The following is a 20,193-nucleotide window of genomic DNA, read 5'->3' on the forward strand; positions in this document are numbered from 1 at the left end:
TCCTTCGCGTCCTGCTTCTGCCCACGACCTGCCTCAGGGTTGGATCATCGCATCGCCCGTCGCGACGCGAGCTCGCTCCTACTATCGATCAATCCGCGTCGATCAGAAACGCCGCCAGCACCGCGCGGCCTTCGCCCAGCAGCACGTTGTAGGTGCGGGCTGCGGCAGCATTGTCCATGCACTCGATGCCGCAGCCGCGGCGCAGGATGCCGGCCTGCAGCGCGGGTGCCAGCAATCGGGCGCGCGGACCGGTGCCAAGCAGGATCACTTCCGGGCATGCATCCAGCAATTCGGACAGCGCACTCTCGTCTATGTCTTCCAGTCTCGCCGGCGTCCACGGCTGTGTGCGCCTGGCGTCAACCCAGAAACTGCGGGTTTGCCAGGTGGCGCCCATGCGCACGCGCTGGCCATCAATGCCGGTGATGGCGCGTGGACTTTCGTCGGGTTGCCACATCAGCTGCATGTGTTCGGTTCCTGGCCCAGGCTGTCAGGAGATCAAGAAGATCTGGCTGCTATTCAGGGGAATTCGATGCGCGGCTGTTCCGGATTGCGGCGGTAAATGCTCACCACGTGGCCGATCTTGTGGATGAGTTCGGCGCCGGTGGCGGCGATCATCTCGGCGATCAGCGCATCGCGAGCTTCGCGGTCTTCGGCGGTGACGCGAACCTTGATCAGTTCGTGGTGGGTCAGTGCGATCTCGACTTCCTTGAGCACGCTGGGTGCCAGGCCGCGATCCGCCACCATGACCACGGGGTTCAAGTCGTGGGCCAGACCTCGCAGGAACTTCTTCTGCGCATTTTTGAGAGCCATGACTTGTGCTCCGGGGGAATTGAGGGCGCGAAGGCTATCATGAAGCCGTTTGTCACTGGATTCAGCAAGGTCATGGGGCGCAGCAAGAGCAGCAGTCGATGGTTGAACGAGCATTTCTCCGATCCCTTCGTGCGCAAGGCGCAGACCGAAGGCATGCGCTCGCGGGCCGCCTACAAGCTGGAGGAACTGCTGGAGAAGGACTGCCTGCTGAAGCCGGGAATGGTCGTTGTCGATCTGGGATCGGCGCCCGGTGGCTGGAGTCAGGTGGCACAGGACTGGCTCAAGGGCCGCGGCCGGGTGGTGGCGCTGGATATCCTGCCCATGGATCCCTTGCCCGGCGTCGAGTTCATCCTCGGCGATTTCACGGATGATCGTGTATTGAGCGAGTTGGAAAAGTTGCTGGGCGAAGCGAAGGTGGACCTTGTGTTGTCGGACATGGCCCCCAACTTCAGCGGTGTGGCGACGGTCGACCAGGCTAGATCCATGGTGTTGGCCGAGATGGCCCTGGATTTTGCATGTGCGCATCTGCGACGCGGTGGTGCGTATCTGGTCAAGCTGTTCCAGGGAACCGAATTCGACCAGTACGTGAAAGTCTTGCGCACGAAGTTCGACAAGGTGAACCTGCGCAAACCGAAGGCTTCCCGGGATCGAAGTCGTGAGGTTTACGCGCTGGCGACAGGCTTTAAGGTCTAGTACATTCGAGGTTGGTTAACTGTAGTCGCAACTGGGTGCGACGCAGTTGAAAGGAGCGTGTTTTGAACGAAATGATGAAAAACCTGCTGCTGTGGTCTGTGATCGCACTGGTGTTGCTGGCGGTGTTCCGCAACTTCGGACCGACCACAGCACCCAGTGCCGGCCTGTCGTATTCCGAGTTCCTGGAGCGGGTCGAGCGCGAGCAGGTGGTCGAGGTCAAGATCGCTGCTGACCGCAAGATGACCGGCAAGATGCAGGACGGCAAGGCATTCGAGCTCTATGCCCCGGAAGACCCGCGCCTGGTCGAGACGCTGATCGCCAACAACGTCAAGGTCACGCAGACGCCGCCCGAGACCGGTTTCTCGCTGTTCGGGCTGTTGCTGAATCTGCTGCCAGTGCTGTTGCTGATCGGCTTCTGGATCTTTGTCATGCGCCAGATGCAGGGCGGCGGCGGTGGTCGTGGGGCCATGTCCTTCGGCAAGAGCCGGGCCCGCCTGCAGGGTGAGGATCAGGTCAAGGTTACCTTTGCCGACGTCGCCGGTGTGGACGAGGCGAAGGAAGAAGTGCACGAACTGGTCGAGTTCCTGCGCGATCCAGGCAAGTTCCAGAAGCTTGGTGGCAAGATTCCGCGCGGCGTGTTGATGGTGGGCCCGCCCGGCACCGGCAAGACGCTGCTGGCCAAGGCCATCGCCGGCGAGGCCAAGGTGCCCTTCTTCATCATCTCCGGATCCGACTTCGTCGAGATGTTCGTGGGTGTCGGCGCCAGCCGTGTGCGCGACATGTTCGAGCAGGCCAAGAAGCACGCGCCCTGCATCATCTTCATCGACGAAATCGATGCGGTCGGTCGTCATCGCGGCGCTGGCCTCGGCGGTGGTCACGACGAGCGCGAGCAGACGCTGAACCAGTTGCTGGTGGAGATGGATGGCTTCGAGGGTTCCGAGGGCATCATCGTCATCGCTGCCACCAACCGTCCCGACGTGCTTGATCCGGCGCTGCTGCGCCCGGGCCGCTTCGATCGCCAGGTGGTGGTGGGTCTGCCCGACGTCCGCGGCCGCGAACAGATTCTCAAGGTGCACATGCGCAAGGTGCCGTTGGGTGACGACGTGCGGCCCTCGGTGATCGCCCGTGGTACTCCCGGATTCTCCGGTGCTGATCTGGCCAATCTGGTCAACGAGGCTGCCTTGTTCGCAGCGCGCGACAATTCCCGCGACGTGGCGATGACCCACTTCGAGAAAGCCAAGGACAAGATCCTGATGGGCGCGGAGCGCCGCTCGATGGTCATGAGCGACGACGAAAAGCGTCTGACGGCCTATCACGAAGCCGGTCACGCCATCATCGGTCGGGTGGTGCCCGAGCATGATCCGGTCTACAAGGTCTCGATCATTCCGCGTGGCCGCGCGCTCGGTGTGACCATGTTCCTGCCGGAGGGCGATCGCTACAGCCACAGCCGTACCTGGCTGGAAAGCCAGATCTGCTCGCTTTACGGCGGTCGCCTGGCCGAGGAGTTGATCTTCGGCCACGGCAAGGTCACCACCGGTGCCTCGAACGACATCATGCGCGCCACCCAGCTGGCGCGGAACATGGTCACCAAGTGGGGCATGTCTGATCAGCTCGGGCCGCTGATGTATGGCGACGAAGAGGAAGAATTGTTCCTCGGCCGCTCGATCACCCAGACCAAGACGGTGTCGCCGGAGACGGCGGAACTGATCGACGCCGAAGTGCGGGCACTGATCGACCGCTGCTACAACACCGCCAAGACCATTCTGGTCGAGAACAACGACAAGCTGCACACCATGGCCGATGCCTTGATGAAGTATGAGACCATCGATGCCGTGCAGATCGATGCGATCATGGCCGGCAAGGACGTGCCGCCGCCATCGGACTGGACCGAGGGTGACGGCGGTGCGCCGTCGAATCCGACCAAGCCGACGGCGCCGGTCACGCCAAGTGCGACGCCAGCAGCGCAGACCTGAGCCCGACTTCGCGCAGTGTTCGAGGCGCCCAAGCCGACGCTGGATTGCCGTGGCCGACTCCTGATTCTGGATCGGCCGCGGATCATGGGCGTGCTCAACGTCACGCCCGATTCGTTTTCGGATGGCGGTCAATGGGACGATACCGGCGCGGCAATCGCCCGGGGACTGGAGCTGATCGACGCGGGAGCAGATGTCATCGACGTCGGCGGCGAATCCACCCGGCCCGGAGCGACACCGGTTGATGGGGAGGAAGAACTGCGCCGGGTCATCCCGGTCATCGAGGCGCTGGCCGCCCGCACCCAGGCCCCGATCTCGATCGACACCAGCAAGCCCGAGGTCATGCGTGCCGCCGTTGCTGCCGGTGCCGGGCTTATCAATGATGTCCGCGCCTTGCGTCAGCCTGGGGCGATCGAGGCGGCTGCCGAATCTGGTGCAGCCATCTGTCTGATGCATATGCAGGGTGAGCCCGGAAACATGCAGCAGGCGCCCAGTTACGACGACGTCTGCGCCGAAGTGCAGCGTTTTCTGACCGACCGCATTCTCGCCTGCCAGTTCGCCGGCATCGACAAGAAGCGCATCGTCGTCGATCCGGGCTTTGGGTTCGGCAAGAATCTGCAGCACAATCTGGAACTGCTGGCCCGACTGGATTCGTTCAAGGTGCTTGGATGCCCGATCCTGGCCGGGCTGTCACGCAAGCGCATGATTGCCGCACTGACCGGGCGCGAGGCCATGGATCAACGCACGGTGGGCTCGGTGGCGGCTGCACTGATCGCCGTGCAGCGCGGCGCGGCCATCGTGCGCGTTCATGATGTCGCCGCCACGCGCGACGCACTCAGCGTCTGGCAGGCAGTGGACGATGCCACGCCCGCCGCAGTGATTGCGGCGTCTCGACCATCAGCCGCCAGTCTCTGGGGTGACGACGACTGAGCCCTCTGCAGTGCCATCGCGCGTGGTCTGACTGAAGCTTGCAGATGACGACTCGATGGCAATCGGCTGGTGCCGCTTGCACAGCGTCGCCGCGTCCTCGAACATCCGCCCATGAACGAAAGACATTATTTTGGAACCGACGGCATCCGCGGACGCGTGGGTGTGGAGCCGATCACCGCCGAGTTTGCGCTGAAACTGGGTCGCGCTGCCGGCACCGTGCTGTCCCGGACCCACGAACGTCCCCGCGTACTCATCGGCAAGGACACCCGCTTGTCCGGATACATGCTGGAGTCGGCGCTGGAAGCAGGACTCGCTGCCGCGGGGGCCGATGTGGTGCTGCTCGGTCCGATGCCGACGCCGGCCGTGGCTTTTCTGACCCGCAGTCAGCGCGCCCAGGCCGGCATCGTCATCAGTGCCTCGCACAACCCCTACGAGGACAACGGCATCAAGTTCTTCTCGGCGCAGGGCGAGAAGCTCGATGATGAGGTCGAAGCAGCCATAGAGGCCGCGATCGATGCGCCGGCGCCGATGGTGTCGCCGCGAAATCTGGGCAAGGCCAGCCGTCTGGATGACGCCAACGGCCGTTATCTGGAATTTCTGAAATCGCGCCTGGATCGCCGGCTGGAATCGCTGCAGGGCCTGCGTCTGGTCATCGACTGCGCCCACGGCGCCGCCTATCGCGTCGGTCCGCGCCTGTTTGAAGAGCTGGGCTTTCATGTCACCGCCATCGGTGACGAGCCCAACGGCTTCAACATCAATGCCGGATATGGAGCCACCGATCTGACTGCGCTGCGCGCCGAAGTCACCCGCACCGGTGCGGCGCTGGGTCTGGCGGTCGATGGCGACGCCGATCGGCTGATGGCCGTCAGCGCCGATGGTCGACTGGTGGATGGCGATGACATCGTCTTCCTGCTCGCGCGTCACTGGCAGTCGCGCGGTGTGCTGCACGGGCCGGTCGTGGGCACGGTCATGACCAACCTCGGCATCGAGCTGGCGCTGAAGGAGCTGGGCATCGGCTTCGAGCGCGCAGCCGTCGGCGACCGCTATGTCCACCAACGCCTGCGCGAGACCGGCGGCATCCTCGGCGGCGAAGCCTCCGGGCACGTGATCTGCACCCACAAGGCCAGCACCGGCGATGGCCTGATGAGCGCCTTGCTGCTGCTGGAAGTGCTGGCCGACAGCCAGCGCACGCTCGGCGAGATGGCCGCTGATCTGCATCGCTTGCCGCAGCGCACGATCAATGTGCGCATCGCGGGCAATGCCAGAACCCTGCTTCAGAACCCGAACATTCTGGCTGGCAGGGCGGAGGTTGAGGCCGCGCTGGGGCAGGGCGGTCGCTTGATCCTGCGGGCCTCGGGCACCGAGCCGCTGATCCGGGTCACGGTTGAAGCCCGTGATCTGGCGGTGGTCGAGGCCCATTCGCAGCGACTGGCGGATCTGGTGAGGGTCACGGCGGAGACCACGGCGGCTTAGCAGGCGCTCGAACTGGCAGCGGACAGGCTGGGTATTCGTCGGGACAGGGCATGGTCCTTCAACGATTCTTCAAGTCGGTCTGGCTGCTAAGATTCACTGTGTACCTGGCTAGCGTGCCTTCATGTCTGCCTTGCATTTGTCCATCTTGCCGGCTGCGCAGCGTGCGCTCTGGGACGAACTAGCCGCGGTGCCGGAGCAGTTCGTGTTGTACGGTGGCACCGCGATCGCCCTGCAGTTGGGTCATCGACAGTCGGTAGATTTTGATTTCTTTGCGCGCCGCGACATCGATGCGCAGGAGCTCATCGAGCACTTGCCCTTGCTTGCCCAGTGCGAACCTTTGCAGATGGAGCCGAATACTCTGACTGTTCGCGTCTGGCGCCAGGACCCGATCCTGCTCTCCTTTTTCGGTGTGCCGCGCCTGCCCAGCCTACGCCCGCCACTGGCGGAGGAAGGTGCGCCCGTGCGCCTGGGAGATCTTCTGGAACTGGGCGGTATGAAGGCCCTTGTGATTCAAAAGCGCGCGGAGGCCAAGGACTATCTGGACGTTCATGCGCTGCTGACGCGAGCCAGGATCTCGCTGAGTGAGATGCTGGCAGCAGCGAAGGCGCTGTATGCGCCTAGCTTCACGCCTGAAATCACACTGAAGAGCCTGTGCTATTTCGAGGATGGCAATCTCGCCACCGTGCCTGAGGCGGTGCGCAGGGATCTGGCCAGGGCCGTTCGGGCCGTTGATCCGCGAAAACTCCCGGTGCTCTGATGTTCATACCCCTCAATGAGCACACGGCCAAATTGTCGCAGAAGCTGGTCTGGTTCGAGCCTCCGGGTCTCGCGCTGGCGAACCCGATTCGCTTCCTGGCGTATGCGTTTCGCTACGCCCGTTTTGAGGAAATGTCGCAGCTGCGCGAGTACCTCAGTGATGACGAACTGCGTCAGGCCTTGCGCCAGGCGCCGCCGGGCATCATCGACCCTCGGTCCTGGGCCTATTGGCATCTGATGCTGGACCTCGCCCCTCAGCCCTTGCCGGAGCGCGATCTGGGCACCCGGTAGGAAGCGGCGGCGCAGCGCGGCGCCTTCCGTGGCCATCACCTTCCTTCCGATATTTTTCTTGGACCTGTCACTATTGGCGACAAATCAATGGCTTGCACCATCGCATTGTGGAGTGCGCCGCGAAGCAGTCCTTCTCAGTGCGCCGGGGCCGCCTCGTCGTAGCTCAGGCCCTTCCTTGCCGCCTGGGCGCGGACGGCGCCGTAGATCTGGTAATCCAGCGACTGCGCCACGTCGGCGTCCTTCTTCAGTTCCTGCTCGATATAGGACTGACGCTTTTCGGCGAGTTCGGCAATCTCCTGCTTCAACGCTTCGCGGCGGCCCTGGGTCTGGGCGATAACCTTGCGTTTCTCGGCGGTCGACAGATCACGCAGTGGTTCAGGCAGTTGGGCGCTGTCGAGTCTGGCGAGATCAACGCGGCCCTGGGCGACATCCTCGACCAGTTCGTTCTCGCCGAGGAAATTCTTGCCGCCCGAAGCTGACGTATTGAAGGCGGCGCGCTGCGCCAGCGTGCTGGCTGAGCCCGAGCGACTGAGCTTGTCGGTGGCGGCCACTTTCGACGCGGCCCGTTCCTGTTCGGCAGCGTCACCATAGAACAAGCGGGTTTGATCCAGTTCCTTCGACAAGGTCGCCATGTGCTCGTCGTAGGGCGTAGTCACGGCAATGGCGTCACCGCCCTGGCCCACCTTGAAGTGCGCCCCCTGGCTGAGCTGGGCAATCTGCTGCCAGGCCAGTTCAGTCATCGGATCATTGCCCGCTTGCACCGTGTTGACGACGATGCCCCGCGCCGCTGCGGCTTTCAGGGTAACCGGAAACTTGACGTCATCGGGATAATCCATGTGCGGCTGCGCATCACCAACGAGGAAGATGGTCTGGTAAGCCTTGGGATCCTGGCTCCACTGGATCTGATGCACGGCAGCGTACAGCGCTTCGTTGACTGCCTCCGGGCCGTCGCCACCGCCGGAGGCGGCAAAGTCCATCAGACTGGCGTACATCGAGTCCAGATCCGCCGACAGATCGACCACCTGGGTGACATAGGCATCGCCGCGGTCACGGTAGGCGACCAGACCTACGCGGATCTCCGGCTGCGGCTGGGCCGAGGCCATGGACCGGGCGATGGCCCAGATGTTGTCCTTGGCCGCCTTGATCAGCCCGCTCATGCTGCCGGTGGTGTCGAGCACGAAGACCACTTCGACGATGGGTTTGGATTCCGGGATTGCCGCGATGGGTGCGATCGGGTCGATATCGGGTGCGGAAGCAGACGGTGAACTGGACATTGGCCAGGCGTAGACGACCACGGCGGTGGCCAGCAGGATGGCGGATACCAGCAGTTTGGTTTTCATGGTGATCTCCTTCAGGTGCACTCAGGAACGCAGGGACAGGCGTCGCAGCGCCGCTTCGGCGTTGCGATACGAGATATCGAAATCAACCTCGGCGGACGCCGCGGGGTGAGGTTTGAGGGGCCGGGTCATGGGCAGCAGCACCAGCAATGCCTGGATCAGGAAGTAGCTCCACAGGCTCAGGAACAGGCTGCCGCTGTGACGCGCGGTGGCGATGGCTGCAGCCAGCGCCAGCACGCAGATCAGAGCATCGATGGCGGCGGGAATCAGGCTGTTGTAACTCTGCAGCGAGCGCAGCAGCCAGATGAATCCGGTCAGCAACAGCAGCCACAGCCACAAGGCCGGGTTCAGCAGCATCAGCAATCCAGCCAGACCAAGACCGGCCAGCGTTGCCAGCCATCGACCGCTGCGCGCCGGGCTGCTGTGCAGCAGGAACAGCACATACGCCATCGTCACCGCCAACAGAGTCAGGCGAATCGATACGGACCCGCCGAGGATCATCGACAGCGTGCCGTGCAGCACCACGCCTAACACGCTGAGAGCCAGAGCCAGCAGCAGCTGCCGCCAGAAGGAAGGGGCATTCATGACGACCTCCGGGCCTGCTGCTCGCGCAGCAGCGCCAGGTCGATGTCGGCTTCGCTGATGCAGATGTCCTCAGCGCTCCAGCGGGACGATTCAACTGCAGGACTGGCGCAGTCGGTGTCGTAGAGGGCGGCCTTCTGGCGCATGGCCTCCAGACGCTGGCGCTGCTGCTCGACCAGCGGCGTTTGCTCGGCGACGTGTTCGTCCAGCCGGCACAGGCGCTGCTGCAGCATCTGGATCAGACGCTCGCCCTCCAGACGACGTCGCAGCGAGCGGCGGATCAAAGGCTGGTTGTCGGCCTGGAAACTGAGCTCGATCTCCTCATTGATCGCAACCAGCGCCTGCCGGATTTCATTGCTGCGGCTCTGGACTTGCGCGCGTTCTGCCTGCAGTTGCTTCAGCGCCAGGGTTTGTCGTGTGCAGGCCGCTTCCATCTCGCGGATGGCCTGGCGCAACTGGGCCTCAGGTTCTTCCAGTCGATCCAGCACGGCGTGGGCATCGGCCGCGAACAAGCGGGTGATTCGGTTGACGATCGCCATCGGGGCGCTCCGGTTGCGGAAGGTGCAGCCATCCTCCAGCGCCCGGCGCGCAGCGAACAGGACCGATCATGCAAACTCTGTCGCCGCGGGTTTACATGGAGTTTACGTGCGCCCATCCGAGCGGCTTGTTAGGCTGAGCGCAGATCGAACTCAGGTGGATCGCGCCACGGTGATACGGACAAGCCCAGCAGAAGCAGCGGAGCGAGCTCCGCTCTACCAGAGCCGCGGCGTACGAGGCTGTTGTAGTGCCGAGCTTGCTCGGCAGGATCTGCTTTTCGGCTTCAAGGCCAAGAGCACAAGCCCGGCAGAAGCAGCGGAGCAAGCTCCGCTCTACCAGAGCTGCGGTGTACGAGGCAGTTGTAGTGCCGAGCTTGCTCGGCAGGATCTGCGGCCTTTCGGATTCAACGCCAAGCGCACAAGTCCGGCAGAAGCAGCGGAGCAAGCTCCGCTCTACCAGAGCTGGCAGTCATGAGCCGCAAGCTGCGTATCCTGATCGTCGAGGACGAGATCGCGATTCGCAGCGGGTTGATCGACGTCTTCATCTATCACGGCTACGAGGTGGAAGCGGCAGCGGATGGAGAAGCTGGCCTGAAACAGGCGCTGGGCGGCCGATTTGATCTGATCCTGCTGGACGTGATGTTGCCGGGGCGCAATGGTTTTGACGTGCTGGCCTGCCTGCGCGAGCAGGATCGGGAGCAGCCGGTGATCATGCTGACCGCCAAGTCTGCCGATGAGGATATCGTGCACGGACTGGCGCTGGGCGCCGATGACTATGTGGCCAAGCCGTTTTCGATCGCGCAGCTGGTGTTGCGGGTGCAGGCCGTGTTGCGCCGGACTCGAGCGAAGGAGCCCGCGGACTCGCGATTGCGCCTGCGACCCGATCTCGAGGTCGATGTGCTCAATCTGTGCGCGCTCGGCAGTGACACCGAGGTGATCTTCACCCGGCGTGAAATGGAGGTGCTGCAATACCTGGCGCAGCACAGCGAGCGCCCGGTGCCGCGTGAGGAATTGCTGCACAAGGTCTGGGGTTACGCCCGGCACCTGGAGATCGAGACCCGCACCGTGGACATCCACATCGCCAGGCTGCGCCGCAAGATCGAGGTCGATCCAAAGCAGCCGCAGCAGCTGTTGACGGTGCGCAACGGCGGTTATCGTCTGTTGCTGGAGTCCTGAGTGGCACGGGCGCTCCGTTCCGGTTACACCCCGGCACGCCTGCGTGCTTTCCTGCTGCTGCTGTTTGTGGCGCTGGCGCTGCCGAGCGCGGTGCTGATCTGGCAGACACAAAAGCAGCTGCGCTGGGAGGCGCTGCACCAGTACCGGGCCTTGGCCGAAGACCTGGCAGTGCGTATCGACGCCGAGTTGCAGCGCCTGCTGGTCCAGGAAGAACAGCGCAGCGAGGGTGATTATCAGTTCCTGGTGCTGGCGGGCGATCCGGCACGATCGATGCGCGTGCAGCGCTCTCCACTGGCCGAGTTGCCCTCGACTTCATCCATTCCGGGTCTGATCGGCCATTTCCAGGTCGATGCCCAGGGTCACTTTTCCACGCCGCTGCTGCCCGACGAGCCGGGTGATGTCTCCGCGTTGGGTCTCGATGCCGAAGAAGTCGCGCAACGCACAGCCCTGCGTCAGCAGATCCTGGACGTGCTCAGTCGCAGCGAACTGGTGGTGCATGCCCGGAATCAAGCGAGTCCAGGCAAAGCTGCTGCGGCCGACCAAGACAGTCTCAGTTCCAGCAACACGGGGGCACTCGCCAAGCAGGAGCTGTACGAGCAGGAGGCGGCGCCGAAGGGCGGCGCCTATCCGGGACAGGCGGCTTTCGACAAGCTCAAGTCAGCGACTGCCCTTGCTGATCGCCAGGCCAGCAACCAGCTCGGGCGCATCGATGAGCTGCGCCTGGACCGCAGCTTTGCCGAGGCCGGCAAGAAGGATGCGGGTGGCGGCGTCGATCGGGCGCAAAGCCAGATGCTGGCCAATGCCAGTCCACGCGGCAGCCGTCGCGAAAAGAATGCGCTGATCGATGTTTCCGACCAACTCAAGCAAGGCGACATCAACGAAAGCCCAGGCCGGGTACGACTGTTCGAGAGTGAGGTCGACCCCTTTGAGTTTGGCTTGCTTGCCAGCGGTCATGGCGTGCTGTTCCGCAAGGTCTGGCGCAATGGCCAGCGCACCATCCAGGGTGTGCTGATCGATCGCAAGGCTTTCGTTGACGGCGTCATCAGCCGCAACTTCGTCGGTACCGCGCTCTGGCAGATGAGTGATCTGGTGGTCGCCTGGCAACAGGAGGTACTGCAGCTCATCCCGGGTGAAACCGCCAGCCGCAGCTACAGCCGGGCCAGTGAAGTGCGCGGGGATCTGCTCTACCAGACGCGATTGTCGGCACCGCTGGATCAGTTGCAATTGATCTGGAGCATCAAACGCCTGCCAGCTGGCCCAGGTGCCGGCATCGTCAACTGGGCCAGCGGCGTGCTGTTTCTGGTGCTTCTGAGTGGCTTTGTGCTGCTGTATCGACTTGGCCTCAGGCATTTGTTGCTGGCGCGGCAACAGCAGGATTTTGTCTCTGCCGTGAGCCACGAGCTGAAAACGCCGCTGACTTCGATACGCATGTACGCCGAAATGCTGCGCGAAGGCTGGGCCGGCGAGGACAAGAAGAAGAGCTACTACAGCTATATCCACGACGAGAGCGAACGTCTGTCGCGGCTGATTGCCAATGTGCTGCAACTGGCGCGCATGGAGCGCAATGATCTGGCGCTGGACCTGAAGCCCTTGCGGATATCCAGTCTGATCGATCTGCTGCGCTCGCGATTGCAGTCGCAGATCGAGCGATCCGGATTCGACGTGGATTACCGCATGGAACCGTCGCTGGCCGAGTCGGAGGTCAGCGTCGACGCCGATGCCCTGTGCCAGATCCTGATCAACCTGGTTGACAACGCCATCAAGTTCTCGCAGGCCGCGAGCCAGAAGCGAGTCGAAATCGGCCTGGCCGCAGAGCGTGCCGACCTGTTGATCAGCGTCCGGGATTTCGGACCGGGTATTCCGAAAGCCCAGATCAAGAAGATCTTCCAGCTGTTTTACCGCGCTGGCGATGAACTTACCCGTGAATCGCTGGGTACCGGTATCGGCCTGGCCCTGGTGCGGCAACTGGCGCGGGCGATGCAGGGCGATGTCGATGTGATCAACCGAGAGCCGGGCGCGGAATTTCGCTTGCGCTTGCCCTTGCTTTGATGCCGCCGCAGCCAGGCGCCCTTGGAGTGCGACCGGCCCCGCGAAGATTCTGTTCTGAGGAAGGGGTCGTCGCGGTGACGGTGGCGTAGCCGGTCGCGACGCGAGGTCGCTCCAACAACCCGCGGTTCATGGCCCTTGCTCAGTTTCGGGCCGACACAGGTGGCTCGCAATGACGCATCAAGAAATTGCGTTGAGGGACTACTTCGCGCTGTTCTGCCCGCGCTGCCACACCAGGCATCGGTTGTTGGCCGGCATCGCCCGATCCTCAAGCAAGCGCAGCCCGATCGCCTGCGCCAGCGCATCGACTGCCTCGAAGTCGCGGATTCCCCGGCGGGGGTCTTCGGCGCGCAGGGATAGGTCGAATTCGCGGTTGCTGTCGCTGGTAAAGGCGCCGTGGTAGTTGAAAGGGCCGTAGATCAGCAGCTTGCCATCTGCTTCCAGCGACCGGCCCAGTCCGGCGAACATCGCTTCGACCTCCGGCCAGCTCATGATGTGCAGGGTGTTGGCACTGAAGACGGCGTCGAATCGTTGGTCGGGCCATGGGCCGGCGACGTCGAGCTCCAGCGGCAGCGGCGTGTTCGGCAATGCGCCTTCTGCCAACCACAGGCGAATGCCTTCCAGGCGCTCGGCGCGGTCGGAACACTGCCAGTGCAGATGCGGCAAGGCCTGGGCGAAATGCAGCGCATGCTGACCGGTGCCACTGCCGATTTCCAGAATCCGCGCCGGATGGCCGAAGTGATCGGCCAGCACCTCCAGAATGGCGTCCCGGTTGCGTTCGGTGGCCGGTGCGTGTGGCTTGTCGGCAGGGTTCACGGTGTAGCGCCGATCATCTGCTCGATCTGCTGATCCTTCTCGGCCCAGATCTGGTTGATCCAGTGCTGGAAGCGCTCGCGCGCCGCCGGATCGTTCTCGTAACTGCAGCCCAGCAGCTCTTTGGGGAGCTCACGACGGCGCACATGCACGCGTACCCGATCGACCTTGCCGGACAAAAGGTCGACCAGCGTGGGCTTGCCATCCGGGTAGACGATGGTGATGTCGATGATGCTGTGCAGCAGTTCGCCCATGGCTTCCAGCACAAAGGCCACGCCGCCGGCCTTGGGTTTCAGCAGATGACGATAGGGCGACTGTTGGCGGCTGTGTTTTCCTTCGGTGAATCGCGTGCCTTCGACGAAATTCATCACCGATACCGGTAATTCCGAGAACTTCTCGCAGGCCTTGCGGGTGGCGGCGACGTCGGTGCCACGCAGTTCCGGGCGCCGTTCCAGCTGCTCCCGGGTCAGGCGCTTCATGAAGGGAAAATCCAGTGCCCACCACGCCAGCCCGAGGAAAGGCACCCAGATCAGCTGGCTCTTGAGAAAGAACTTGAGGAAAGGCATGCGCCGGTTGCTGAGGTACTGCAGCACCAGAATGTCGACCCAGCTCTGGTGGTTGCTGAGCACCAGATACCAGTCCTCGCGACGCAGCTGTTCGATGCCCTGGATCTGCCAGTCGGCGCGTGAGAACAGCCGGATCAGGCCGTTGTTGATCGCAATCCAGGTCTCGGCGACCGCAATCACGCCACGACCCAGCAGACGCCGCGCGGCGGCAAACGGCAGCAACAGCTTGATCAGCGCCAGTACCAGCAACACCGGTACCAGCACCAGGGTGCTGGTCAGCGCCAGCGTCGAGGTCAGGATCAGGGTCAGGGGGGCGGGCAGAAAAGACAGCATCGAAGACGGCGATTGGTCGTTGGGGAACACGAGGAGATCGCGGCCGGTGTTGGGCCTGCACCCAAGGCCGACGCGGCGACTGCACGGAGGCTACCATTGTCGCATCCGGGGTGGCGCCATTCGGGCTGGGTCTGCGAGCCTCATGCGAACCGTCTCAATCGCCGCTGGCGCGCTTCAGCATCACCACGGTCTCGAAATGCGTGGTGTGCGGGAACATGTCGAAGACCTGGGCGGTGCTGATCCGGTAGTGGCGCAGCGAGCCCAGATCCCGGGCCAGCGACTCGATGTTGCAGCTGGAATAGAGCACGGTCGCTGCGCCACTCTGGTCGATCCAGTTGGCCAGGCGTGCGCCGATGCCGCGACGCGGCGGATTGACGATGACGCAGTCCGGGGCGGTGCGCTGGGCGCCGGTCCAGTCGGTGGCGTCGGCGCAGATCCAGCGAATCTGATCTTCGCTGGCCTCGGCGGCAGCAATGGCTTCCGGCGTGGTTTCGACGCCGGTGACAGCGCGGCCGGGCGCGGCGGCATGGCGGGCGAAACCACCGACGCCGCAATACAGATCCCACACGGTTGCCGGTTCGGCTTGCGCAATCCAGTGACGCGCCTGGCGATACAGCGCTGCCGCGACTTCGGTGTTGGTCTGCAGGAAACTGCGTGGCGTCAGCTGAAAGTCGAGCTCGTTGATGCGACAACGGACCTGGGAAGTGTCGGTCAGCAGGATCTCGACGTCGCCCTCGGTCACAGCCTTGTGCTCGGGCAGCAGATTGGCCGAGACCACGCGTAGCGCCGGCAGGGCGGCCAGCAGCGCCGGCACCTGCTTGCCCAGCCTTTCCACCGCTTCGCGTGAACGCAACACGAAGCGCAACATCAGCTCGCCGGTGCCCGGGGCCTCGGTCAACAGCACATACTTGCCCTCGCCACGGCGCATCGCCAGTTCATAGGGCGGCACCCGCGCGGCGATCAGCGCCTCGCGGATCGGCACGAAGGCTTGCTGCATGGATTCGGGGTACAGCGGACACTGCATCAGATCGACGCCATGGCCACCTGGCTCCAGCAGCCCCAGCGTGGGAGCCGTGACCGAGCCACCAATGGCCATCTTGGCCTTGTTACGGAACCCGGATTCGGCACTGGGTACCGGCGGCAGCCAGGATGCAGTCGCTACTGCGCTCAGGCGGGATTGGGCCTGGGCCTGCTTGTGGGTCAGCTGTTCTGTGTAGGGCCGCGGCAATTCCGTGCACGATCGGCACAGCGCCTCGGTGTAGTAGTGACAGTTCACGCCCGCGCCGCCGCGGCGCCGGCCATGCGTCCGCTGGCAAAGCAGGCGGTCAGCAGATAGCCCCCTGTGGGCGCCTCCCAGTCGATCATTTCACCGGCGCACCAGACTTTGGGGCGTCGCCGCAGCATCAGTTCCGGTGTCAGCGCATCGAAACGCACGCCGCCTGCGCTGCTGATGGCCTCGGCCAACGGCCGCGGGCGCAGTAGCGTGATCGGTAGCCGCTTGATGGCATGACCCAGCGTCACCGGGTCGGCCAGCGCTTCCTTGCCGAGCACTTCATACAGCAGCGCTGTCTTGACCCCGTCGATGCCCAGCGTGCGCCGCAGATGCTCGCTCAGCGTGCGCTTGCCACGATCGCGGGCCAGGGCCTGGTGCACGGCATCGGCGCTGCGTTCGGGAACCAGATCGAGCAGCAGTTCGACGCTGCCATCAGCGGCAATGGCATCGCGCAGCCGGGCCGAGAGGGCGTAGATGGCGCTGCCCTCGACGCCATAGTCGGTGACAATGAACTCCCCGACGATCGCGCTCTTCCGTGGCTGACTGGCCAGGCGCACACTCACCGACTTGACCGGTTTGCCGGCGAAGCGCTCCTTCAGATGCGCGCTCCAGCCGCGTTCGAATCCGCAATTGGAGGGTTGCAGCTCAGCCACCTCGATGTCGACCTGGCGCAGCGTCTCGACCCAGGCGCCATCGGCGCCCAGTTCAGGCCAACTGCCACCACCGGTGGCCAACACCACTGCGGTGGCGTCAACCGAGATCTCGCCCTCGGCAGCAGCGATGCGCAGCTGACCCTGCTCGTTCCAACCCAGCCAGCGATGGCCGACGTGGATCTCGATACCCTTGCCGCGCAGGCGTCGAACCCAGGCGCGCAGCAACGGTCCGGCCTTGAAGTCGGCGGGAAAGACCCGACCGGAACTGCCGATCACGGTTTCATAGCCCAGATCATGCGCCCAGGCGCGCAGCGCGTCGGCGCTGAACGGCAGCAGCCAGCTGCGCACTTCAGCGGTGCCGCTGGGATAGCGCGACACAAAGTCGTCGAAGGGTTCGCTGTGAGTGAGATTGAGGCCACCCTTGCCGGCAATCAGGAATTTGCGGGCCACCGAAGGCATCTGCTCGTAGACAGCGACTTCAGCGCCGGCATCACGAGCGGTTTCCGCGGCCATCAGACCGGCCGGGCCACCGCCGATCACCACCACCTTGCGCGAGTTCATCATCGGCTTACCACTGTCCGACATTGGGCATCGAGGTCCAGGGTTCACACGGGGGCAGGGCGTCACCACGCTGCAGCAGTTCGATCGAGATCTGGTCCGGCGAGCGCACAAAGGCCATGCGCCCATCGCGCGGCGGGCGGCTGATGGTGATGCCGTGATCCATCAGGCGCTGACACAGACTGTAGATATCGTCGACGGCGTAGGCCACATGGCCGAAATTACGCGCCGAGCCGTAGTCCTCGACATCGTAGTTCCAGGTCAGTTCCAGCTGTGCATCCTCGTCTCCCGGAGCCGCCAGGTAGACCAGCGTGAAGCGGCCCTTGGGGTAGTCGGCACGGCGCACCTCACGCAATCCGAGCAGTTCGTAGAAGCGCAGCGAGGCGTCCAGATCGCGCACGCGCACCATGGTGTGCAGATATTTCATAGAGATGATCGCCAGGAGGGAATCCGGCCATGATCAGGGAAGGGGGGCGGAAACCCAAGCGCTTTCCGGAGACAGACTGCGCTATCGGCTGTTCCGTGGGATCGCCGACTTGCAGTCGGCGCTGTTGCTCTTCGCTGTTCCGGGGCCAGGAGCGGCCGAGTGCAACTCGGCGATCCCGGCGGCGATCCCGGCGGCGACCTGGGATCGCCAACTTGCAGTCGGCGCTGTTGCTCTTCGCTGTTCCGGGGCCAGGAGCGGCCGAGTGCAGCGCGGCGATCCCGGCGGCGATCCCGGCGGCGACCTGGGATCGCCGACTTGCAGTCGGCGCTGTTGCTATTCGCTGTTCCGGGGCCAGGAGCGGCCGAGTGCAACTCGGCGATCCCGGCGGCGATCCCGGCGGCGACCTGGGATCGCCGACTTGCAGTCGGCGCTGTTGCTCTTCGCTGTTCCGGGGCCAGGAGCGGCCGAGTGCAGCTCGGCGATCCCGACGGCAAGAGCAGCCGAGTACAACTCGGCGATCCCAGCGGGCGCTGGCAGTGTCATCATCAGGGCCCGGATCAAACGCCAAGGTGTATCTCTGTCGATGCCTAACGGAAAGTGGTTCCTGAGCCTGGTCGTACTGCTGGCAGGTTGCGTAACGGCGCCCATCCAGCCCAAGGCCAGCGATTTTGCTCAGGTAGAGGCGGCCTCGCCAGCGCCGGCGCCGCTGGATCTGGACGCCAACCTGGCACGACTGAGCGAGTGGTTTGCGGGCGAGTGGGACAACTTCGAACAGGTACAGCGCGATGCCGAGGCACCACGCGGTTCCGGCGTGACGCCGCACGAGCGCATCCATGCGCTGTTCCTGCCGGTGTCGGTGCCGGCCATCGGGGGCTCGGTCTTCTACGCGCGGCAGACCCTGGACGATGATCCAACCCGGGTGTTCCGCCTGCGGCTGTATCGCTTCACGGTCGATCACAAGGCCGACGCCATCCGCCTGGATCAGTACAGTTTCAATGATGAGAAGGCCTGGAACGAGGCCCACCGCTACCCGGAACGTCTGGCCACGCTGACCAGTGCCCAGCTGCGTTATGCCCCGGATTGCGCGGTGTACTTCAAGTTTGACGCCAGTGCCGACGAGTTTGTCGGCAGCACTCGCCCCGGCGCCTGCATCGTCGGGTCGGAGCGGCTGTCGAAGGCGGTCGTCGTCGAAGACCGTATCCAGCTGGGTGCGGACAAGCTCTGGATCCTGAGCACGGCGAAGGACCAGAGCGGGCGGATGATCTATGGCAACGCCGAGGGCGTGCCGCACCAGCAGCGCAAGGTTCGCTATTTCAGCGGCTGGGTGGCGATCAATACCGCCGGTGCCAACGCCAGGCCCGAAGATCGGGCATTCCACACGATCACGCCGGTGATTCTGCATAGCGAGGGCCGGCGCGCGCCGATAACCTGGGCCGACGGGCGCCGCAGCGGCTATTCGGTGCAATTGGCGCGCTTGAGCGTGGATGCCGGCAAGTCACAGGTGCTCACGCTGAAAGTGCTGGATGACGCCACCGGCTTGCCGGTGTCCTACTCGTGGTCAGACCCGGAAAGTCGGCGCATCGGCATCAGCCTGCGCTGGTTCCAGAGCGATTTTTCCGAGATCGAGGGCGATTCGCGCTTCGAACCGGTGCCAGGGTCTTGACTCCCGCTTAGCGTTTGTCCGGTTAAGCTCGATCGAATTCAACGATCGGAGCGCTCGGATGCCTTTGGGGAATCGTTTCAGTCTGCTGTTCGCCTCTGTCCTGTGCCTCGGCACCCTGCCAGCCTGGAGCGCTGATCAATCGCCGGCCGCCTGGACTCTGGGTGCCGCACGGTCGCCCTCTACACTCAGTTCTCCGGCGGCCGTGCGTGCGGTCACCGTGCATTTGCGGCAGCAGGCCTTCGACGGCACCGCCAGCGTCCTGCATCTGGATGTTTTCGGGCGCCAGTATCAGTTTGTCGATGGTCGCAAATCCGCAGCATCTCCTGAACGCTACAGCTGGACTGGACATCTGCTCGGGCAAGCCGACTTCCAGGCCCAGCTGAGCGTGCGTGATGGGGCGCTGGCCGGTCTGATCTCGCTGCCCGAAGGCGTGTTCGAACTGGTGCCGAGCGCCAGCGGTAATCTGCTGGTCGAGCTCGACCCGAAGCGCTTCCCGGAGTGCGCCGGCGGCGTCGATGCCGAGGGCGCTGTCGCTGTCGAGACAGTGGCGCCGACGCCGACCTTGCGGGCGCTTCAGGATGTGGGCGAAGAAATCAAGGTGCTGGTCATGTACACACCGGCGGCGCGCGACGCGGCCGGCGGCGTTGCCCAGATCGAGGCACAGGCCCAGGCCGCGGTGGACAACGCCAATCTGTCCTTCAGCAACAGCTCCATGCGCATGCGTTTCATCGTTGCCGGCATCGAGTTGCTGGATGGCTGGGTCGAGGGCTCGGCATCGGCGTCCACCGAACTCTCGTTGTTCCGCAACAACGCCACCGCCCAGGCTCGCCGCGATGCCCTGAATGCCGATCTGGTGAGTCTGCTCGTGGCCAATCTGCCCAGCGCCTGCGGCATCGGCTATGTGATGCGCAACGTCAGTGTAAGCTTCGCGCCCAGTGGTTATCAGCTGACCGATCGCGACTGTGCCGTGGGCAATCTGAGTTGGGCGCACGAGCATGGCCATAATGTTGGATTCGAGCACGATCCTGCAAACGGCACTTCTCCTGGAAATGCTTCCCAGCCCTGGTCCTTTGGCCACTATGTCGAGAACGGCGGCAGTTCATACCGCACGGTCATGTCCTATCAGTGTCCTGCAGGCGGCTGCACCCGCCGCCCTTATTTTTCCAATCCTGAGGTGAGTTTCAACGGTGCGCCCACCGGCATTGCCGAGCAGCGTGACAACGCCCGTACCGGCGACTTCGTCGCCGACATCGTGGCCAATTTTCGGGTCGAGGGATTCAGTTTCAGGGATGGATTCGAATGACCCG

20 protein-coding genes are annotated in these 20,193 nt (G+C 63.9%); 10 read left to right on the forward strand and 10 right to left on the reverse strand.

Annotated elements, in window-relative coordinates; genetic code table 11:
• Window positions 1–88 precede the first annotated feature (88 nt).
• Both H7A19_12875 and yhbY read right to left on the reverse strand, forming a co-directional pair.
• Window positions 89–463 carry a hypothetical protein gene (locus tag H7A19_12875; GenBank protein ID MCP5475720.1) on the reverse strand — a complete coding sequence of 125 codons (375 nt, stop codon included), beginning with the start codon at window positions 461–463 and terminating at the stop codon, window positions 89–91.
• 53 nt (window positions 464–516) lie between these two features.
• The gene (gene yhbY / locus H7A19_12880) at window positions 517–810 is read right to left on the reverse strand and encodes a ribosome assembly RNA-binding protein YhbY (protein ID MCP5475721.1); all 294 of its coding nucleotides are present in this window, start codon (window positions 808–810) and stop codon (window positions 517–519) included.
• A 72-nt stretch (window positions 811–882) separates the two neighbouring features.
• Here yhbY and rlmE point away from each other — a divergent pair, with 72 nt between their 5' ends.
• From rlmE to H7A19_12910, 6 genes are all read left to right on the forward strand, one after another.
• A complete protein-coding gene (gene rlmE, locus H7A19_12885; protein ID MCP5475722.1) occupies window positions 883–1,503 on the forward strand; it encodes a 23S rRNA (uridine(2552)-2'-O)-methyltransferase RlmE in 621 nt (206 codons plus the stop codon).
• Window positions 1,504–1,574: 71 nt separating this feature from the next.
• A complete protein-coding gene (gene ftsH / locus H7A19_12890) occupies window positions 1,575–3,476 on the forward strand; it encodes an ATP-dependent zinc metalloprotease FtsH (protein MCP5475723.1) in 1,902 nt (633 codons plus the stop codon).
• 84 nt (window positions 3,477–3,560) lie between these two features.
• Window positions 3,561–4,403, forward strand: a complete 843-nt coding sequence (gene folP / locus H7A19_12895) for a dihydropteroate synthase (GenBank protein ID MCP5475724.1) — start codon at window positions 3,561–3,563, stop codon at window positions 4,401–4,403.
• Window positions 4,404–4,514: 111 nt separating this feature from the next.
• Window positions 4,515–5,876 (forward strand): phosphoglucosamine mutase, encoded by a 1,362-nt coding sequence (gene glmM / locus H7A19_12900; GenBank protein MCP5475725.1) that lies wholly within the window; start codon window positions 4,515–4,517, stop codon window positions 5,874–5,876.
• A gap of 121 nt (window positions 5,877–5,997) precedes the next feature.
• Window positions 5,998–6,633, forward strand: a complete 636-nt coding sequence (locus tag H7A19_12905; protein ID MCP5475726.1) for a nucleotidyl transferase AbiEii/AbiGii toxin family protein — start codon at window positions 5,998–6,000, stop codon at window positions 6,631–6,633.
• Complete coding sequence (locus tag H7A19_12910; GenBank protein ID MCP5475727.1) at window positions 6,630–6,923, forward strand: hypothetical protein; 294 nt, start codon at window positions 6,630–6,632, stop codon at window positions 6,921–6,923. The genes H7A19_12905 and H7A19_12910 overlap by 4 nt, the downstream gene beginning before the upstream one ends.
• A 134-nt stretch (window positions 6,924–7,057) precedes the next feature.
• On the opposite strand, the gene H7A19_12915 is transcribed toward H7A19_12910, so the two are convergent.
• Genes H7A19_12915 through H7A19_12925 form a run of 3 tightly spaced genes read right to left on the reverse strand, consistent with a single transcriptional unit; the run spans window position 7,058 to window position 9,381 of the window.
• Window positions 7,058–8,263, reverse strand: coding sequence for a VWA domain-containing protein (locus tag H7A19_12915; GenBank protein ID MCP5475728.1), 1,206 nt, complete (start codon window positions 8,261–8,263; stop codon window positions 7,058–7,060).
• 21 nt (window positions 8,264–8,284) lie between these two features.
• Window positions 8,285–8,845, reverse strand: a complete 561-nt coding sequence (locus tag H7A19_12920; protein ID MCP5475729.1) for a hypothetical protein — start codon at window positions 8,843–8,845, stop codon at window positions 8,285–8,287.
• Window positions 8,842–9,381 (reverse strand): PspA/IM30 family protein, encoded by a 540-nt coding sequence (locus H7A19_12925; GenBank protein ID MCP5475730.1) that lies wholly within the window; start codon window positions 9,379–9,381, stop codon window positions 8,842–8,844. The genes H7A19_12920 and H7A19_12925 overlap by 4 nt, the downstream gene beginning before the upstream one ends.
• 468 nt (window positions 9,382–9,849) lie before the next feature.
• On the opposite strand from H7A19_12925, the gene H7A19_12930 reads away from it, so the two are divergent.
• Window positions 9,850–10,554, forward strand: coding sequence for a response regulator transcription factor (locus H7A19_12930; GenBank protein ID MCP5475731.1), 705 nt, complete (start codon window positions 9,850–9,852; stop codon window positions 10,552–10,554).
• Window positions 10,555–12,603, forward strand: coding sequence for a HAMP domain-containing histidine kinase (locus H7A19_12935; GenBank protein MCP5475732.1), 2,049 nt, complete (start codon window positions 10,555–10,557; stop codon window positions 12,601–12,603).
• Between the two features lie 198 nt (window positions 12,604–12,801).
• On the opposite strand, the gene H7A19_12940 is transcribed toward H7A19_12935, so the two are convergent.
• The 5 genes from H7A19_12940 to H7A19_12960 form a co-directional block, all read right to left on the reverse strand.
• Entirely contained in the window at window positions 12,802–13,416 is a 615-nt protein-coding gene (locus tag H7A19_12940) for a DUF938 domain-containing protein (protein ID MCP5475733.1), read from the reverse strand.
• The gene (locus H7A19_12945; GenBank protein ID MCP5475734.1) at window positions 13,413–14,312 is read right to left on the reverse strand and encodes an acyltransferase; all 900 of its coding nucleotides are present in this window, start codon (window positions 14,310–14,312) and stop codon (window positions 13,413–13,415) included. Before H7A19_12945 ends, H7A19_12940 begins: the two co-directional genes overlap by 4 nt.
• Window positions 14,313–14,466: 154 nt before the next feature.
• On the reverse strand, window positions 14,467–15,588 hold the full coding sequence (locus H7A19_12950) for a methyltransferase domain-containing protein (protein ID MCP5475735.1): 1,122 nt from the start codon (window positions 15,586–15,588) through the stop codon (window positions 14,467–14,469).
• Window positions 15,585–16,823, reverse strand: coding sequence for a TIGR03862 family flavoprotein (locus H7A19_12955; protein ID MCP5475736.1), 1,239 nt, complete (start codon window positions 16,821–16,823; stop codon window positions 15,585–15,587). Before H7A19_12955 ends, H7A19_12950 begins: the two co-directional genes overlap by 4 nt.
• A complete protein-coding gene (locus H7A19_12960; protein MCP5475737.1) occupies window positions 16,807–17,223 on the reverse strand; it encodes a VOC family protein in 417 nt (138 codons plus the stop codon). The genes H7A19_12955 and H7A19_12960 overlap by 17 nt, the downstream gene beginning before the upstream one ends.
• A gap of 583 nt (window positions 17,224–17,806) precedes the next feature.
• Here H7A19_12960 and H7A19_12965 point away from each other — a divergent pair.
• Window positions 17,807–18,886, forward strand: coding sequence for a chromophore lyase CpcT/CpeT (locus tag H7A19_12965; protein ID MCP5475738.1), 1,080 nt, complete (start codon window positions 17,807–17,809; stop codon window positions 18,884–18,886).
• A 58-nt stretch (window positions 18,887–18,944) separates the two neighbouring features.
• Window positions 18,945–20,189, forward strand: coding sequence for a hypothetical protein (locus tag H7A19_12970; GenBank protein MCP5475739.1), 1,245 nt, complete (start codon window positions 18,945–18,947; stop codon window positions 20,187–20,189).
• Window positions 20,190–20,193: the final 4 nt, after the last annotated feature.

The organism is Rhodanobacteraceae bacterium (assembly GCA_024234055.1).
Taxonomy (GTDB): Bacteria; Pseudomonadota; Gammaproteobacteria; order Xanthomonadales; family SZUA-5; genus JADKFD01.

What these genes read in the sequence shown, in the direction of transcription:
- H7A19_12925 (MCP5475730.1), bottom strand. Translation starts at nt 9,381, where the DNA reads ATGGCGATCGTCAACCGAATCACCCGCTTGTTCGCGGCCGATGCCCAC.
- H7A19_12970 (MCP5475739.1), top strand. Translation starts at nt 18,945, where the DNA reads ATGCCTTTGGGGAATCGTTTCAGTCTGCTGTTCGCCTCTGTCCTGTGC.
- rlmE (MCP5475722.1), top strand. Translation starts at nt 883, where the DNA reads ATGGGGCGCAGCAAGAGCAGCAGTCGATGGTTGAACGAGCATTTCTCC.
- H7A19_12960 (MCP5475737.1), bottom strand. Translation starts at nt 17,223, where the DNA reads ATGAAATATCTGCACACCATGGTGCGCGTGCGCGATCTGGACGCCTCG.
- H7A19_12955 (MCP5475736.1), bottom strand. Translation starts at nt 16,823, where the DNA reads ATGTCGGACAGTGGTAAGCCGATGATGAACTCGCGCAAGGTGGTGGTG.
- folP (MCP5475724.1), top strand. Translation starts at nt 3,561, where the DNA reads ATGGGCGTGCTCAACGTCACGCCCGATTCGTTTTCGGATGGCGGTCAA.
- yhbY (MCP5475721.1), bottom strand. Translation starts at nt 810, where the DNA reads ATGGCTCTCAAAAATGCGCAGAAGAAGTTCCTGCGAGGTCTGGCCCAC.
- H7A19_12875 (MCP5475720.1), bottom strand. Translation starts at nt 463, where the DNA reads ATGCAGCTGATGTGGCAACCCGACGAAAGTCCACGCGCCATCACCGGC.
- H7A19_12915 (MCP5475728.1), bottom strand. Translation starts at nt 8,263, where the DNA reads ATGAAAACCAAACTGCTGGTATCCGCCATCCTGCTGGCCACCGCCGTG.
- H7A19_12905 (MCP5475726.1), top strand. Translation starts at nt 5,998, where the DNA reads ATGTCTGCCTTGCATTTGTCCATCTTGCCGGCTGCGCAGCGTGCGCTC.
- ftsH (MCP5475723.1), top strand. Translation starts at nt 1,575, where the DNA reads ATGATGAAAAACCTGCTGCTGTGGTCTGTGATCGCACTGGTGTTGCTG.
- H7A19_12920 (MCP5475729.1), bottom strand. Translation starts at nt 8,845, where the DNA reads ATGAATGCCCCTTCCTTCTGGCGGCAGCTGCTGCTGGCTCTGGCTCTC.
- H7A19_12930 (MCP5475731.1), top strand. Translation starts at nt 9,850, where the DNA reads ATGAGCCGCAAGCTGCGTATCCTGATCGTCGAGGACGAGATCGCGATT.
- H7A19_12945 (MCP5475734.1), bottom strand. Translation starts at nt 14,312, where the DNA reads ATGCTGTCTTTTCTGCCCGCCCCCCTGACCCTGATCCTGACCTCGACG.
- H7A19_12965 (MCP5475738.1), top strand. Translation starts at nt 17,807, where the DNA reads ATGCCTAACGGAAAGTGGTTCCTGAGCCTGGTCGTACTGCTGGCAGGT.
- glmM (MCP5475725.1), top strand. Translation starts at nt 4,515, where the DNA reads ATGAACGAAAGACATTATTTTGGAACCGACGGCATCCGCGGACGCGTG.